The sequence below is a fragment of the Psychrobacter urativorans genome, from assembly GCF_904846695.1.
Taxonomy (GTDB): Bacteria; Pseudomonadota; Gammaproteobacteria; order Pseudomonadales; family Moraxellaceae; genus Psychrobacter; species Psychrobacter urativorans.
On sequence record NZ_CAJHBR010000005.1, the window covers coordinates 1 to 16,728 of the forward strand.

At 41.2% G+C, this 16,728-nt stretch carries 14 protein-coding genes; 4 read left to right on the forward strand and 10 right to left on the reverse strand.

Features of this window, described 5'->3' with window-relative positions; all coding sequences use genetic code 11:
- The 4 genes from JMY09_RS05125 to cobT all read right to left on the reverse strand — a co-directional run.
- Positions 1 to 126 (reverse strand): helix-turn-helix domain-containing protein (locus JMY09_RS05125; protein ID WP_320157829.1); only part of this gene is annotated, 126 nt, incomplete at its 3' end.
- A gap of 1,120 nt (positions 127 to 1,246) precedes the next feature.
- Positions 1,247 to 1,798 carry a histidine phosphatase family protein gene (locus tag JMY09_RS05130; protein ID WP_201622531.1) on the reverse strand — a complete coding sequence of 184 codons (552 nt, stop codon included), beginning with the start codon at positions 1,796 to 1,798 and terminating at the stop codon, positions 1,247 to 1,249.
- A gap of 164 nt (positions 1,799 to 1,962) precedes the next feature.
- Complete coding sequence (gene cobS, locus JMY09_RS05135; protein ID WP_201622532.1) at positions 1,963 to 2,778, reverse strand: adenosylcobinamide-GDP ribazoletransferase; 816 nt, start codon at positions 2,776 to 2,778, stop codon at positions 1,963 to 1,965.
- Positions 2,778 to 3,911, reverse strand: a complete 1,134-nt coding sequence (gene cobT / locus JMY09_RS05140; RefSeq protein WP_201622533.1) for a nicotinate-nucleotide--dimethylbenzimidazole phosphoribosyltransferase — start codon at positions 3,909 to 3,911, stop codon at positions 2,778 to 2,780. The genes cobS and cobT overlap by 1 nt, the downstream gene beginning before the upstream one ends.
- A gap of 187 nt (positions 3,912 to 4,098) precedes the next feature.
- Between cobT and JMY09_RS05145 the strand changes: the two genes are divergently transcribed.
- Positions 4,099 to 5,457, forward strand: coding sequence for a GntP family permease (locus JMY09_RS05145; RefSeq protein WP_201622534.1), 1,359 nt, complete (start codon positions 4,099 to 4,101; stop codon positions 5,455 to 5,457).
- Positions 5,458 to 5,588: 131 nt separating this feature from the next.
- The gene (locus tag JMY09_RS05150) at positions 5,589 to 6,752 is read left to right on the forward strand and encodes a glycerate kinase (RefSeq protein WP_201622535.1); all 1,164 of its coding nucleotides are present in this window, start codon (positions 5,589 to 5,591) and stop codon (positions 6,750 to 6,752) included.
- 121 nt (positions 6,753 to 6,873) lie between these two features.
- On the opposite strand, the gene JMY09_RS05155 is transcribed toward JMY09_RS05150, so the two are convergent.
- Entirely contained in the window at positions 6,874 to 7,212 is a 339-nt protein-coding gene (locus JMY09_RS05155) for a RidA family protein (RefSeq protein ID WP_201622536.1), read from the reverse strand.
- Positions 7,213 to 7,315: 103 nt separating this feature from the next.
- A complete protein-coding gene (locus tag JMY09_RS05160) occupies positions 7,316 to 8,623 on the reverse strand; it encodes an NAD(P)/FAD-dependent oxidoreductase (RefSeq protein ID WP_201622537.1) in 1,308 nt (435 codons plus the stop codon).
- A 579-nt stretch (positions 8,624 to 9,202) separates the two neighbouring features.
- Here JMY09_RS05160 and JMY09_RS05165 point away from each other — a divergent pair.
- Both JMY09_RS05165 and JMY09_RS05170 read left to right on the forward strand, forming a co-directional pair.
- Positions 9,203 to 9,547 carry a DMT family transporter gene (locus JMY09_RS05165; protein WP_201622538.1) on the forward strand — a complete coding sequence of 115 codons (345 nt, stop codon included), beginning with the start codon at positions 9,203 to 9,205 and terminating at the stop codon, positions 9,545 to 9,547.
- A gap of 44 nt (positions 9,548 to 9,591) precedes the next feature.
- Positions 9,592 to 10,284 (forward strand): class I SAM-dependent methyltransferase, encoded by a 693-nt coding sequence (locus JMY09_RS05170; RefSeq protein WP_201622539.1) that lies wholly within the window; start codon positions 9,592 to 9,594, stop codon positions 10,282 to 10,284.
- A 141-nt stretch (positions 10,285 to 10,425) separates the two neighbouring features.
- Here JMY09_RS05170 and JMY09_RS05175 read toward each other — a convergent pair whose 3' ends face one another.
- The 4 genes from JMY09_RS05175 to surE form a co-directional block, all read right to left on the reverse strand.
- Positions 10,426 to 12,585: an ATP-dependent helicase gene (locus tag JMY09_RS05175; protein ID WP_201622540.1), complete on the reverse strand. Its 2,160-nt coding sequence runs from the start codon at positions 12,583 to 12,585 to the stop codon at positions 10,426 to 10,428.
- Positions 12,586 to 12,652: 67 nt separating this feature from the next.
- Positions 12,653 to 14,194, reverse strand: coding sequence for a phosphatase PAP2 family protein (locus tag JMY09_RS05180; RefSeq protein WP_201622541.1), 1,542 nt, complete (start codon positions 14,192 to 14,194; stop codon positions 12,653 to 12,655).
- 115 nt (positions 14,195 to 14,309) lie between these two features.
- Positions 14,310 to 15,095, reverse strand: coding sequence for a peptidoglycan DD-metalloendopeptidase family protein (locus tag JMY09_RS05185; protein WP_201622542.1), 786 nt, complete (start codon positions 15,093 to 15,095; stop codon positions 14,310 to 14,312).
- 292 nt (positions 15,096 to 15,387) lie between these two features.
- Positions 15,388 to 16,248 carry a 5'/3'-nucleotidase SurE gene (gene surE / locus JMY09_RS05190; protein ID WP_201622543.1) on the reverse strand — a complete coding sequence of 287 codons (861 nt, stop codon included), beginning with the start codon at positions 16,246 to 16,248 and terminating at the stop codon, positions 15,388 to 15,390.
- Positions 16,249 to 16,728 lie beyond the last annotated feature (480 nt).

Consider the following 16,728-nt stretch of genomic DNA (forward strand, 5'->3'; position numbering starts at 1 on the left):
CTTTTTCCACTTCTGGATAGTCGTAGGACTGATATCATAGAAAACAGCAGCTTCAGCAAAGGTCATACCCTCATCTAAGCTTTTCAGGACTTGTTTGCGATAATCTAGGGAGTAAGTCATGGTCATTTATAGTAATAATCGTTTAGTTGACTCATTCTATAACATTTTTGAAGTCAGGTGACTATACTACAGACGCCGCTAAAGTTATTTTCTTCATGATTAATCTCCATAGATTATTATCGTTGTTAATCTTTTTTTATTGAATGGTATTAACTCTCAAGAAGATTAATAACTTAGGAGCGGGATAATATTAACTTTTTTTATATAAGAAACTCAATAGAAAAAAGCAACAGAATTACAATTTAATTTAATTGTTCTGTAACAAAAATAACAATGCTTATTTTAAAGATTCAACATTAATTTTTTTATATTTAGGATAATATATTTTATTTCTATAGACTTTTGACGACTATCTTAGATATATAGTTGAAGGGTGATATTATAACTCTGATACCTGAATTTTGAACTTAGCTTATTCGCTTTTGGAACTAAGATTATAATCTTACAGTATATATAGCGTTTATAAGTACTAGGGTCTAAGGATAAATAGAAGACGATATTGTAGAGGAACTCTAGTCAATATCGTTATACGATTCAATTTAAAATCGATACCAAAACTTTCAGGAATTATTCATTAGTCTATTTTACGTACAACCAAATCAAGTAAAATAATTAGTTAGATAGATATTTAGCCAAGAAGAAAGATATTAATGAAAACTTTTTTATTATGAATTTATTTTATAATAAGACTTATATTATTAGTATTGGAGCTGAAAAATTAAATTAACTTATTAGTATTTAAACTAAAAAATGAAACTAAATCATTAGCGGTAATAATTATCTTATTAAGTTAGACATCATAATAAAAACCCTACTTTTCGAAGTAAATTAAGAATATTTTTAATTAAATTTGATAATATAATTTATTCTTCGACTTATATGAATATATAAAAATACAGTTATTAGTTACTCTAACTAATTTCATACATCAGCCAAACAGTCGTAACAGCTAATGAGCTGTTAATTCAATATAAAATCGAGTCAATATTCTTTACATAATTAACCATAATCCTTGTATTTTTTTTTGACAAAAAAAAGACGAATTGGCTAATAATAACCATAAATTCGTCTAAATGAATGTAATTTTAAAACTATAATATTCACTAATAAAAGCCGCTAAGCTAAACTACATTATAAATTCCAGCACAGTAAGCTCTCCATAAGTAAGTGAGCGAGGCCAATCCGCAGCTATTTGTGGTACTGGTTGTCCCGCATTAATCATTTTGGCCGCATTAATCCAGCCAGAATGACCTACGGCTAGTATTGGCTTATCCGTCATTTTGGCCTTTAGCCAGCCTTCTACACGAGTAAAAAACTGTTGCAAGCTTTCGCCATTATCAGGGGCAAAGTGCGCAAAATTGTTGCACCAGTCATCTATCTGTTGCTTAGCGATTTGCTGCCAAGGAAGATTTTCCCAATCGCCAAAGTCAATCTCAATAAGCTCAGGCGCTATATAACACTCAAAGCCGTGCTGTACTAGTAACTGACCCACTATCAATGAACGTTGCAAAGGGCTAACCCATATCACTTTTGGCAATTGCTGCCGGCGCACATAACGCTGAATTTGATTGGCAAGGCGCTTAAGCTTACGTTTATCAACAGCCATATCAGTCTGTCCAAAACATATACCAGCAGCGGCTAACGGTTTTGGATGTCGCCAGATATATAATAGAGGCATAAACGTCTCCCAGTCTTCAATAGTCTTCAATAGTTTTGCATAACCAATAGCGGCAAAGCTTAGCGCTAAACTAACATCGCTAAACTAACAGTGCTAAATTAACAGTGCTAAATGGCAAGCTACTGAGTTACAAGATAATAAACTGCAAGCTACTAATCGCACCCTTAAATAAAAGGTAGTGTTGCTGCAAGCCCTGCATAGATTGCCACTTCACTCAGCTGCTGCGTAGCCCCTAACCCATCACCAGTATAGCCATCTAGACGGCGACGTAATAATCGACGCATGTAGTCAGTAGCAATCAAAGCCAACAGTAGCGCCAGTAAAGCTTGCCAAATACTGATCAGCTGCACTGCTCTAGGGAAGACTAGCAGCACTAAAATTATGCCTAATAATAGCCAACCGCTAGCTAAAAAACCTTGAGCTAAAGTCAATTGTTGCGCCATAGGCTTAGCTTTGGCATGTTCTACTTCACCACCATAAGGCAGCAGTGCTATAAGGCTAGTACATAACAGGCGTGAAGCACTATGAGCGATTATCAGCGCCACTATGGCTACTGATACGGGCATAGCCGCCAGTAAAGTAATCTTGAGCAACAGTGCTGAGACTAAACCTAAAGTCCCATAAGTGCCTAAACGCGAGTCTTTCATAATCGTCAGAGTACGCTCACGAGTCAGACCACCGCCGAGACCATCACAAGTATCGGCTAAACCGTCTTCATGAAAGGCACCAGTTAGCTTGATACCAAAAACACTACTCACTGTTGCTGCCACTAACGGATTAAACAGTAGACTTGCCAGCCAAAATACGCCAGCACAGAGCACCCCTACCAACAGCCCCACTGCAGGAAAATGGCGACTGCTTTGATGCAGCCACTGTGGATCATAATGAGCGAATGAAGGCACAGGTATACGAGTCAAAAATTGCACCGCCACTAATATCAAGCGTGCTTCATAGCCAATACGGCTTAGTATCGATGCCATCAGTGAGTGTGCTCGCTACTGTTTTTACTTGGGCTCTGGCTTTCACTAGTGCTTTTAGGGCTGGTTTTTTCACTAATACCGGCATCGCTAAAGCTGGCCATCTCATTGATGATAGCGCAGGCTGATTGCATTAGCGGATAAGCTAATGCCGCACCACTACCCTCTCCCAAACGCATTTGCATAGTTAACAGCGGCTCAGCGTTTAATAGCTTAAGCAAATGGCTATGTCCTGGCTCGACTGAATGATGGGCAAATACCGCATATTGCAACACTCCTGGCGCTAAGCGTTCAGCGACTAACAAGGCGACACTAGCGATAAAACCATCAATCAGTAATATCCGTCTATCACTAGCTGCTTGTATCAGCGCCCCTACCATCATTGCAATCTCAAGACCGCCTAATGCTGCTAATGCTGCTAGTGGCGATAACGCAGTGCTATGACGCTGCAATACTTGGCTTAAAATAGACTGTTTATGCTGCAGGCCCGTATCATCAAGCCCAGTACCACGGCCTATACAGTCGCCAATCGGTAGCTCACCTAATCTGGCTAATAGCATACTTGCCGCTGAGGTATTGCCAATACCCATCTCACCCACTATTAATAAGTTGCCAGTGAGCTGCTGGGCAACCGCCATGCCGTTATTAAGGGCCAGCGTGCACTCTTCATCAGTCATGGCAGGTTCAGTCAGGGCATCACGGCTACCGTGACGAACTTTATAATCGAGCAGCTGCGGATGGTTTTCAAGTTCAAAATGACTAGTAAAGTACGTGCTGTCAAAATCAGTAGCAACGCCAGCATCGACAACTTTTAGCTCGATATTATGCTGACGCGCCAGCACATTAATAGCCGCACCGCCTTGTAAAAAGTTAAGTACCATCTGCGCGGTAACGCTACTTGGGAAGGCTGAAGTACCATGTTTGGTCAAGCCATGATCAGCGGCGAAGACCCGAATCTGTGGCTGCTCTATAATAGGCGTAGTCGACCCTTGAATCAGTCCTAACTGTAAGCCTAGCGTCTCCAATCTACCTAGTGCGCCTAGTGGCTTAGTTTTATTATCGATAATGTGTTGGAGCTGCTGCTGTAATTGCGGGTCAGCGATATTGGCAATCTTAGGGATATTAAATGTGGTCAATGATTGATCCTAATAATGAGGTAAATAAATAGCTGCCTATGGTAGCAGAAACCACTATATAAATATCATTTCCTAGCTACTGTCATGTACTATAAAATAGGCCATTTAAAATCGGCGAAGCGTCGCTGTATAACTAAATACGTTAGCTTTCCTAGCTAACGACAACCGTAATTTTATAGAGATTGTGATGATAGTATTTTGGCTTGTATTGACCATACTTTTTATTATTTTTGCTACTGCAAAACTGAAGTGGCATCCTTTTTTAGTGCTGATATTGTCAGCTTTTTTAGTAGCGTTATTTTATCAAGTTCCTCTTGATTCAGTGGCTAAAACTATTGCTGATGGTTTTGGTGGTATTTTAGGATATATTGGTCTAGTTATAGTATTCGGCACTATCATCGGACTGATCTTAGAGAAGACTGGTGCAGCGATTGTAATGGCCGAAACGGTTATTAATTTGTTAGGACCACGCTTCCCTACTTTGACTATGTCTATCGTTGGGGCCGTAGTGTCGATTCCTGTGTTTTGTGATTCAGGTTTTGTGATCTTAAACTCGTTAAAAGAGTCGTTGGCAGAGCGCTTAAAAGTATCTAGTGTAGCAATGAGTATTGCTTTGGCAACAGGTCTATATGCCACTCATACGTTCGTCCCTCCTACCCCAGGTCCTATTGCTGCTGCTGGCAACTTGGGATTAGAGTCGAACTTAGGCTTAGTCATCATGGTGGGCATCGTGGTCACTACTGTTGCTGTGCTGGCAGGTTGGCTTTGGTCCAATCGCTTTCTTAATGTTGAACCAGACAATATAGATGCTGACAATGTAGCGGCTGTTGCCCTACCCGCAAACATGAAATCTCGTGAAGATTATAATAAGCTACCCTCAGCAACTATGGCTTTTTTACCTATCATAGTCCCTATAGTGTTGATATGTTTATCGTCTTTTGCTAACTTTCCTACAGCGCCTTTAGGCGGCGGTTTAATGGCTGAGCTGCTGATATTCATTGGTAACCCATTAACAGCGCTACTTATTGGTTTGTTTTTATCGTTTCTGCTAATAGAGGGCAATGACAAAACTCAGCAAGTGAGCGATGCTATCTCACAAGGTTTAGTAGTAGCGGCTCCTATTTTATTAATCACTGGGGCTGGCGGTGCATTCGGTGCGATGTTAAAAGTCACGCCGATAGGCGACTACTTAGGCACTACATTATCCGCCTTAGGATTAGGTATATTTATGCCATTCATCGTCTCAGCAGCACTAAAAACTGCTCAAGGTTCGACTACCGTAGCTTTAGTCACCACTTCAGCGATGGTAGCACCGCTGTTAGGACAGATTGGACTTGATAGCGAACTTGGCCGTGTTTTTTGTGTCATGGCTATCGGTGCCGGGGCAATGACTATCTCCCACGCCAACGATAGTTTCTTTTGGATTGTGAGCCAATTTAGTCGTATGAGTGTGGCACAAGCGTATAAAGCTCACTCAGTGGCTACAGGTATCCAAGGGGTGACTAGTATTATCTTTATCTGGCTATTAACCTTAGTCTTTATCTAATGGGTTTTATTTAATGAGTTTTATTAAATGCTTTTTATAGCAATAATTTTAATAGAGCTAAGCTAAGCTAAATAGTAACAGCAGCCGCTATATCGACTGTGACTTTGCAATAAATAGTTTAAGAGACGCCAATGAATATCCTTATTGCCCCTGATTCATTTAAAGAAAGCTTAACTGCTTTAGAAGTATGTCACGCCATCAAGTCGGGCTTCACGCAAGTATTTCCTGATGCTGATTACACCCTGCTACCAATGGCCGATGGTGGCGAAGGTACTTGCGAAGTATTGTCTTACGCCCTTGGTGGTGATTGGCAGCAAGTGACCGTCCATGACCCCTTAATGCGCCCTATCAGTGCTAGATATTTACTACTGCCCGATGCGACAGCGGTGATAGAAATCGCCCAAGCTTGTGGTCTGCATTTATTGGCAATAGCAGAAAGAAACCCCTTGCTTACTAGCAGCTATGGCGTTGGTGAAATGATTACTGATGCCCTAAACAAAGGGGCTAAGCGTATTATCATTGGCTTAGGCGGTAGCGCCACTAATGATGCTGGGGTCGGTATGCTAACCGCTTTAGGCATGAAGTTTTATGATAGTAACGATCAGTTATTAGCAGCAGGCGGTGAATCATTAGCTAAGCTGCAACGAATAGATGACTCAGCTTTTCATGCACAGATTGTCAACACGGTATTTGAAGTGGCTTGCGATGTGACTAATCCCTTATGCGGCGAGCAAGGAGCTAGCGCTATTTTTGGCCCACAAAAAGGTGCTGATACTCAGCAAGTAGCGATCTTAGATAACTCTTTAGGCCACTTTGTTAAGCTCTGTCACCATCAGCAGTCTAACGATGACCTCGCAACAAAGGTAAACCAGGCTCAGGATATACCAGGAGCTGGTGCTGCAGGTGGCCTTGGCTTTGCCTTGATTAGCTTTTGTGGCGCGCAGTTGCAATCAGGATTTACTACAGTAGCTACCGCTGTAACTTTAGCGGCGCAAATCGCTAAAGCGGATTTAGTGATCACTGGCGAGGGCAAACTTGATGCGCAAACCGCTATGGGTAAAGTGGCTAGCGGTATCAGTCAACTGGCTAAGGCTCATGCCACTCCTATTATCGCTATTTGTGGCAGCGTTGAAACTTTAGCGCCAGCGCAACAAGCTCAGTTCAACGTAGTTATGCCCAGCATTCAAAGGCTAGACCCTATTGATAAAGTGTTAAAGGATGCTTATGCTAATATCGAAGCAACCGCTATGAATATCGCCGCTAGTATGCATTTGGGTCAGCAGCTCCTACCCTAATCCGTATAGCGTGGCTTAGTTAATAATCTACGATTTTTTAGCTAAAAGCTTTAGACATAAAAAAGGACACCCTAATTATAGGATGTCCTTTTTATTCTTAGTAAAGCTAAAAACTAAGCCATTACTCAGCTGCGATAACTGTAACTTCTACTAATAGCTCAGGGCGGGCTAGTGCTGACTCACCGCAAGCACGGGCTGGTGGCTGTACGCCTTCGAACCATTTGTTCCATACTTGGTTCATAGCATCGAAGTTATCCATAGTGCTGATCCAAACGGTAGCAGAAAGTATTTTTGATTTGTCGCTACCTACTTCTGTTAGCAAAGCTTCAACTTTTTCTAGGCAAGTCAAGGTTTGTGCTTGGATGTCATCTTCAGCATTGCCAACTTGACCACTTAGATAGATAGTCTGATTGTGGATGACAATTTTGCTAGCTCGTTCATTACTATGTAGCTTTTTCATGATATATCCCTATGTTTTTTAGTATTATTTCTGAGCACTATGTTGACTTATAGTGCTCCCTTACATTTTTGAGGAAATATTTTAACATATTTACATTTACAAGTTACGCTTTACAGAAGCGCTGAGCGTTAAAAGGCTCAACATCAACGGTCAATGACTTGTCATGGATTAGCTCTTCTACTAGACGACCAGTGATAGGTCCTAGAGTAAAACCTTGATGACTATGACCGAAAGCAAACCATAACTTATCATGCTTGCCAGCTGGGCCAATGACCGGTTTCATATCTGGCATACAAGGACGCGAACCCGCCCAAGCTTCACTTTCCACAGCTTCATCTAATGGCAATATCTTACGTGCTAATTTCAATACCGTCTTTAGCTGACCGAAGTTCTTTGGCGCATCCATAGTAGTCATCTCAGCACCCGTAGTAATACGAATACCTTGTTGCATCGGCCCCATCACAAAGCCTTTGTCCATATCGAACATACTGTGATGGATAGTGTTTTTAGCACTGACTTTAAAATGCTGATGATAGCCACGCATTGGGAATAACGGTAAGTTATAACCGAGGGGTTTGATCAGCTCATTTGACCAAGGGCCAGCGGCGATAACTAAGTTATCGCTGTAAAAAGTACCTATGGTTGTGACCACTTTCCAACCTTTACCGCCAGCATCAACATCAACATCAACATCAGTATCGACATTGTCAGTATTAACATTATCCAAGGGAATAATTTGTGTCACATCGGTTTCTTTGATAACGCCTTGCATCTGCTCAAAGTTTTTAGCATAAGCTTTAACCAGTAAACTTGGGTTAGACACTTGCCAAGAGTTTAACCAGTGAATAGCGCCAACGAAACCATCAAAATTGGCATTAGGTTCAAGTGCTTTTAGCTCATCTACACTCAATACTTTATGCTCAACGCCTTGCTCACGATCAAGGATAGCCGTATCTGCAGCTACCTTTAGGGTCTCTTTTGAGCGATGTAATTGCAGCCAGCCATCACGAGTAATTAGCTCATCAGCGCCAGATGCTTCGATCATAGTCTGATGCTCACTAGTACAATGGGCAATCAGCGTTTGCCATTCGCTCTCTATCTGTTTGACTATGGCAGGTGCTGAGTACTTCCAGTACTGCAATAGCGCTTGATGATAGCGTAGGATAGCAGGTATACGATAGCGAATATCGGTACCTTGGTTAGGCATAACTCTGACCAATTCAGTAATCTGGCGCGGAAAAGGATGAGTATGAATCGCTTCACGCTGGATTAAACCTGCATTACCATATGAAGTCTCAAGTCCCGGCAGCTTTCTATCAAGCATCAGAACTTTTGAATTATTTTTCTGTAGATGCCAAGCAGCCGAAGTGCCGACCATACCCGCACCGATAACAATAACGTCATAACGCATAGCAAATCCTTTTAGAATAGGTACTAACCATAGATATCAAGATTAAAATATAACTACTAATAACCGCTACGAAAACTGAAGCTTAAAAAGCTATTAGCCGCTATAAATGCAATGGTGATAGTAACGCGTACTTAGCAATTAATAAACCTATATCTAACAGATATTTTTGTTAAGGGTTACTTTTTGTTATAGCTACTTTTACACCTTTATACGAGAGCCTCAAAACCCTTCTATAGGTCTACTTTTTCACCCTTCAACCCTATGATTTCATATACTGTTAAAAATAAATACACCGCTAACGCTGATAGCTTGAGCCCTTTAAATGTAAGGCAAGCAGCGATTTTATCTGTAATAAATTTGAGGTAGTAAAAGCCTAGTATGCTGCTATTGAGACTAGGCTTTAGTTCAATAAAAAACAGAGCTATATTCAGCCAGCATAATATAGATAAACTTAACAATGGTTGAGTTAATTACTGATAAATAAATGAAGTCACTCTAGGGCTGACAGTTTAGGCTTTATGAGTGATAATGCAGCGCTGTAATTATTATCTTTAAGACAATAGCTGGAGCAATGCTTGTATGAACCCTGTTTTAATCGGCTATGGATTTTTGATGCTGGCCATCATCTTTGAGGTACTAGGCACAACTTTTTTGGTCAAGTCAGAACAGTTCACCCGCTTAGTCCCTACCTTATTAACAGCTATCCTTTATGTTTTTTCGTTTTATTTTTTGACTCAAACTTTAAAAACCCTACCTTTAGGTATCGCCTATGCGATTTGGGGCGGTATAGGTATTGTGTTGACGGCGATCATAGGACTTGTAATCTTTAAACAAAGCATCGATACCCCCGCTATTATCGGTATCGCCTTGATTATCAGCGGTGTGATAGTGATTAATGTATTTTCGCAGACCGTTGGTCATTGAGGTTATAATAGATAGTTTAAACCTACAACTATAAGGTTGAAGTTATGAATCCTGAATTTTGGCAGAATGCATGGCATAACAACCAAACTAACTTCACTCAAAAAAAACCAAATTTCATGCTCACCCAGCACTTTAAAACCTTAAACACCCGTAAAAATGGGCGTGTTTTCGTGCCTTTATGCGGTAAAAGCGTAGATATGCTATGGTTTATCACACAAGGTTTTGACGTTGTGGGTGTCGAGTTAGTAGCAACAGCCGTTGAGCAGTTTTTTATTGAAAATGATTTGATAGCGACAGTAACACCCCACCCAATTATTCCTAGCCTCACTTGTTATCAGACTGAGCACTTAGGTCAAACACTCAAAATCTGGGTTGGTGATATTTTTGATTTAAGTGCTGCTGATATTGGGCCAATAGACGCCCTCTATGACCGCGGGGCATTAGTTGCCCTTCCAGACAATGAGCCGGAAAACTTGCGTACACGCTATACACAGAAAATTATGCAGCTGAGTAATAACGCAAACCAACTTCTATTATCGTTTGCTTATGACGGCGAAAAGCAGCGTCATAATAACCAGAAAAATACTCCGCCATTCTTAGTGACACTAGCACAACTCGAAACCTACTATGCTAAGCACTATGATATAAATCTGCTAGAAAGGGAAAAGGCAGATTATGTTTCTACCGCAGGCGATTCAGGATATCGTCTGGTCTATGCGCTAATAACTAACCAATAGAGCTATGAGCAAGCAGATGATTGAAAGAAAAATACAGAAGGCTATAACTATGCTGTAGCAAACAAGTCGCACCTTATTCGAGTGCAAATTATTTGCTATGTCTAGCCCTAGCTATTTATCAACTACCTCCGGTTTGGCAGCTTACCACCAAACCGGATCATCGCTCTCGACTATCAGTTTTTTGCTGCTTTCAATCTCAACCTTATCGGCAGACAACTCTGCGATAAATCTTGACGGCTTATCGAAGTAACCTGAATAGCTGGCAAAGTAATCAGGTGCGGTTAGATACAATCTCGTCTTAGCCCGGCTACAAGCCACATAAAACAGCTTGCGCTCCTCTTCTAACTCCTCAAAATCATCTAAAGAGCGATGATGCGGCGTTATGCCATCGACTAAGGAATTGACAAATACTATTGGCCACTCCAGTCCTTTTGAGCTATGGATAGTCGAGATAGTGACTTTATCGTTATCCTCCTCACCACTAGCTTTAGACTGCGCCATAGCCGCTACCGAATCATTAGGCGGATCCAGCGCTAGGTTTTCTAAAAAGTTATCTAAGCTGCTGTATTCAGTTGCTAGATTTTTAAGTACCCGAAAGTCCTCTGAGCGCTCACGCCAATTCTCTTCAAGCGTCTTTAGTACTGGAATATAAAACTCTAGAATATCCTCAATGACTTGCTCAACCGCTTGTGCCTGACTGGCCTTGCTTAGTAGTGCATATAAAGATTCAAGCTGAGCGCTTTTTTTGCTAAACACGGGTGCACGCAACGGCTCAAAAGAATTATTATCGGCATTAATTGCCTGAGTAAGCTTAGTCGCCGTCACCCCACCTACCCCTCGAAACAAAGTCAAAATTCGATGCCAAGCGATAGTGTCATTAGGGTTATAGAGTATCTTTACAAAAGCCAATACGTCTTTGATATGACGTCTCTCAACGAACTTGATACCACCAACCACTATAAAAGGGATACCACGCTCCATAAATTCTAGCTGTACATAGTTGGATTGAAAGGAGGTCCGGCACAGTACTGCGTAATCGTTATAGTCGTGATCTGCTTTGTGCTCAATTATTTTATCAGCGATGTATTTGGCTTCACGAGTTTCATCGCTCAGACGGCTAAAAATAGGCTTTTGTCCTACTATAGCCATCTGAGAATATAATTGCTTTTGATAGCCTAAAGTGATTTGTGCTGACAAGGCATTGATATAATCTAAAACTGCTGGCGTGCTGCGATAGTTTTGCTCCAATTTGATCAGCTTAGCTTCTGGATAAGTCTCACCAAATAGTAGGATATTCTCATAATTTGCCCCGCGAAAGGCATAGATGCTTTGATTGTCATCACCGACCACCATCAAGGATACTGAGGCTGGCGCACAAATAAGATCGATCAGCTGCTTTTGGGGAATATTAGTATCTTGATATTCATCGACCATCACATAACGATAATTCTGCTGTACCAGCTGGCGAAACTTACTATTATTTTTTAGATGACTGACCACTTGACTGATAATATCATCAAAATCATACAAGTGATTGGCTCGCTTGTACTGATGAAAGTCAACGGCTAACTGCTCGATAATAGGAATATGTATCGCTATATCTGGATAGTTATTTTCTATTAACTCACTGATATGGATACGTCGATTTCTAGAGCTTGAAAAGATATTTTGTAGGGTCTTTTTGCGTGGAAAGGCCTGCTTTTTAATCTGCGCTGGGTATTTCTTTTCTTTATAAATAAGATCAATAGCATCCTCACTATCGGCGGTATCTAAGATAGTAAAACGCGGATTAATACCGAGTAGTCCTGAGTATTGGCGTAGTAATCTATTGCAGAATGAATGAAAAGTGCCACTAGTGATATCGTTAAGCGCGTTGCTACTTGCCGCTGTACTCGCCAGCAAAGTTTTAGCTCGACCTTTGATTTCGTTAGCCGCTTTACGAGTGAACGTCAACAGCAATATCTCTTTAGGAGCGACCCCATTCTCCAGCAAGTAACTGGTCCGATAAGTTAAAGTCTTAGTCTTTCCTGACCCTGCCCCAGCAATCACTAACACTTTGCCCTCGATAGTGGTTGCGGCAAGTAGTTGATTGGGATTTAGCTCACTAGCATAATCAACTTTTAGCGGCTCAGTAAGGCTTTCACTGCGACTTTCACTACGACTATTAGTAGCATCTTCAGCCTTAATAAGGTTCGCTTCTAACTTATTGATTGCTTGCTCTAAGCGTGCCAACTTAGGCTTGATATCAGCAAAGTTTTGCGGATACTGATAGCTTTGAATATTAAATAGGGATGCCGTCATTATTAGTTATTGCCTTACTGTTTTAAGGTTTAAAATTTTGCGCTGTAAGCTTTGCAAGCTGTATGCTTTAAGGTTTTTTAGCGCAGCTTAGCGCTGTTATTAGCGACTCAGGTAAATAAGAGCTAGCCAGATGCGCCTGCGGATAGTGTTGCCTTATCCAAGTTTGATAATTCTCTAAGCTTAGCTTATCACAATATACTAAATACAGAACTTGCATAGCAATGCTGCGCGAAAACCCCATCACACAATGGAAGTTTATTAGCGTCAATGAAGTACCAGCTTGTGCTTTATTGGTGTGGCGATTGTCAGCCAGCAATTGATTTAGCTGCTCAAACAAGCCTATTAATACTAGCGCATCAGCCTCATTGAAGGGTTGTAGATCTAATAAGGGCCAATATAAATAATGGATGCTATATTGCGTACTTCGCGGCGCATTTTTCACGCTATTATTAGCAATAGCCCTGATTGCTAACAAGTGACTACTAGCCTCTGCTGCTAGATCGACGATGATTAGTTGTGCAGCTAAGTCAGCTACTTGGCTGGGGAGAAAACCCTTGATGAATAACGGCGATGATAAACGCGCGCTTGCCGATACAGAAGTATTATTACCTATTGGCTGCCAATCTGTGCTACCAACTCTGTCAGGGTGCTGGTAACTATAATAACGCTGGCTCAAGCTCGACATTGCTCTATAAGCCAGTAGCAAAGGTACAAAAGTTAGCCAAGTGCTTAGCGTTAATTTACCTCGGTTATCTTTTATAAAATAGCTACTATTAGTATTTATCTCGGCGCTTTGATAAACCCAAGCCAAACACATAAAGCTTAGCAGCCAATACCCTGCCACTACTAGACTAGTGTACTCAAATAAGGGCTGCTTAAAATTAGTAGCTATAAAGAATCCAGTAATAGCCAACAATAAAAAACCGCTGATTGCGATGGCAAAATATTTAAGCACTAATACACTGCGCTGTCTGTCAACCATAAATAGTACGATAGCAGCCAATAGCATGCCTGCAATAATATCTAGTAGATGATGTTGGTAAGTAAATACTGTCGACCCTATAATTAAACAGCAAACTAGCACTAGTAAACCTTTATAGCTTAGCACTAGCCACTGGCGACCAACCACCACTTCCCACAACGACACGCCTAGCAGCAGTGCATAACTGACATGTAACGAGGGCAGCTGATTGAAGGGTTTATCAGCAGCTCCTAACACCGCATAGCCAACTGTAGTCCAGTCTGTAGTTAAGGGACGCTCAAAAGAAAAGCGCGCAGGGTATAAATAGAATATAAGCGTAGCAAGCAAAGTTGCAAGTATCAGACGTGAGCTAAGCGAAGACAGTTGACTAGGAGTGCGCACCATAAAAAAGCTGGCAATGAATAATATCATTGACCAGCTATAAGGAACGATCATGGCGGCAACAAATGGCAGACTACTGTCTAAGCTGGTCGCTACATAGTGTATACGCTCAGAACAGCAGTCAAACAGCGCAGCACTATAGTGATTAGTTAGGCTATATAACAGCGCAAACAGCAGTAGCGCTGCGGTTAAGTGCCCGATACGTGTCGATAGTAATAGTCGCGGCCTACCAGCTTTATTAGTCATTACCGAGTATAATGCGGGCTATTTATTAGCATAGTAGCTGATAGCATAATAGCTGACGTAAGACATAAAGCTGAGCCGCCTGTTTTATTCAAGCTAAATAAACTAACGCTTAGCGTTAACGCCCCAATACTGTACGAGGATCGATAGGGCTACCGTTTAGGCGCACTTGGAACTCTAAACCTACTTGATTAGTCTGACCGCTGCTACCCATAGTGGCAATACGCTGTCCGCTTTGTACTTGCTCGCCCTCTTTGACCAGCAAATCAGTGTTGTGAGCATAAGCGGTAATGTAATTATTACTATGACGAATCATAATCAAGTTGCCGTACTCCTCCAACCCATTGCCAGAATAGAGTACCGTACCGCCTTGGCTAGCCACTACAGGATCGCCTACTCTACCAGCGAACCACATGCCCATATTACCTACTGAGGCATCGAAGTTACGTACCACTTGGTTACGGGTAGGATATTGATAGTCCGAAGTTGCATTAGCAGTGTTCTCATAAGCTGGCGTTGGCGCTGGAGTGTTATAAGCTGGCGTATTGTTTACAGGCTGACGACCGCTGTTGTTAGCATTAGTATTGCTAGCGGTAGCTTGGTTGCCTTGCCAAAGCTTAAGCATCTGTCCGGTGTAGATAGTATATTTACTGTCCAAACCATTCAACGCCCCAATTTGGCGATAGCTCATACGGTAGCGCTCAGCTATCTGACCGACAGTATCACCACGCTTAACTAGATAATAATTGGGAACGCCTTGGTTATTAGTAATAATGGTCGGGCCTGACTGATTATTCTGATAAGTCGGCTTGGTGGCACAACCCACCATGCTTAGCATAGTGACGGTCAAAGTACCTGCCAATGCTGCCGTTACTAATGAGGATTTAGAGGTGATCTTTTTCATACAAGGTTTCCTAATGTCTATACCTGAGGTTGCTGACGAGCCAGCCATATTTATATTAGTATTAAGATAGTTGTTCTTAAATCCTATCCTTTATCAATCTTTTCAATTCTAAATAGCAGTAAGCTTAATTATCTTTGCCCTGCCATCAGCTACAAACTACTTTAGCGACAAGCTAGTGCTATTAATATTTTTGCGGATCTAAATATTGTTATAACACGATATAAAAAAACCCTATCAAAATGCCTTAACAAAATCTAAATTTCAATTATGATAATGAGTTGTAGAGCCAAACTTACAGTATCAATGCTGACAGCTTATCTAAAGCTGAGCTCGGAGTATGATGCAATTTGACCGGAGATAAGCTGATAAAACCATCAGCTATCGCTTCAACATCAGTAACAGTATTGATAAGGCATTGGTTATTCAAGCGCTGATTTTTAGCAGTTGATAGATCGATAGCCGTAAGTTCTACTATGCTCCCTACCGATTGCAAATCTAAGGCCTTAGAGGCAGACTTAGCTTCTTTGCGTAGAGACAACCAATAAGCATCACGCCCACGAGGGTCGACGATATGATGCACAGGTTTGGCGATAGTACTGTGATCCAAACACGTTATTTTGCGACCTTTAATGTCAGCTGCACACTTTACATCAGGGATATTAACGTTTAATACATGATAGGGCAAACTTTTGATGGTTTCGAGTATGTCTGTCTCAGTGATTAGTTTGACAATTTGCTCGGCTGCCAGCTGATAATCACTGTCATTGCTAGCGCTTACTAGTGAGGTGGCAATAGCAGGGACACCGAACAGCTGTGCGGTTAATGCCGCGCCAAAAGTGCCCGAAAATAATACATCTTGGCCTAAATTGGCTCCTGAATTAATCCCAGTGATCACACAATCAAAACGGCTGTTACGGTATAGCTCATGCAAGCCCAAATATATGCAGTCAGCAGGAGTACCATTAACGGCTATAAATCCTGACTGTAAAGTCTGTGTATATAGCGGCTGCGAGATATGTAGCGCACTAGCGCAGCCACTTTGCTCGCTATCAGGAGCTATTACAATGACCTCACCTATCTTAGATAACTCACCATATAATGCTAATAGACCGGGAGCTTGTACTCCATCATCATTACTAATCAAAAACTTCATATCAGCTCAATATACTTATATTTTTCTGTTTAACTGCTAGCTGTCTATTTAACTGCTAGCCCTAATAATTTAACCTGAACTACTTAACTTTGACAAGGGTTAGCTACTGGCTGCTAGCACTGTCATGGATGGTGATTATCCATTAATAGCGACTACTCACAAAAGAATAGGCACGGCTCATAAAAACTATTGCTTGGACAAATGCCCTGCTTAACCTTACTAAAATTTTAGAGCAGACATTGGAAATATTGCCTTATATAACTTACAAAAGACTGATTTAGGCGTCCTACTAAGTTAATAAAGACGCTAGCAGTGGTTATTGTAGATGCATATTATCAGTAAATGGCTTACATTAGGCAACAAGCACTAACAATATAAACTTATTAGTTAATGGTCAAGCAACTTACTAATACATGCTGCTGCTATGTTGCTGTAAATAGCCTTTAGGTCACAATACATCTACACATCAGTCAATATTTT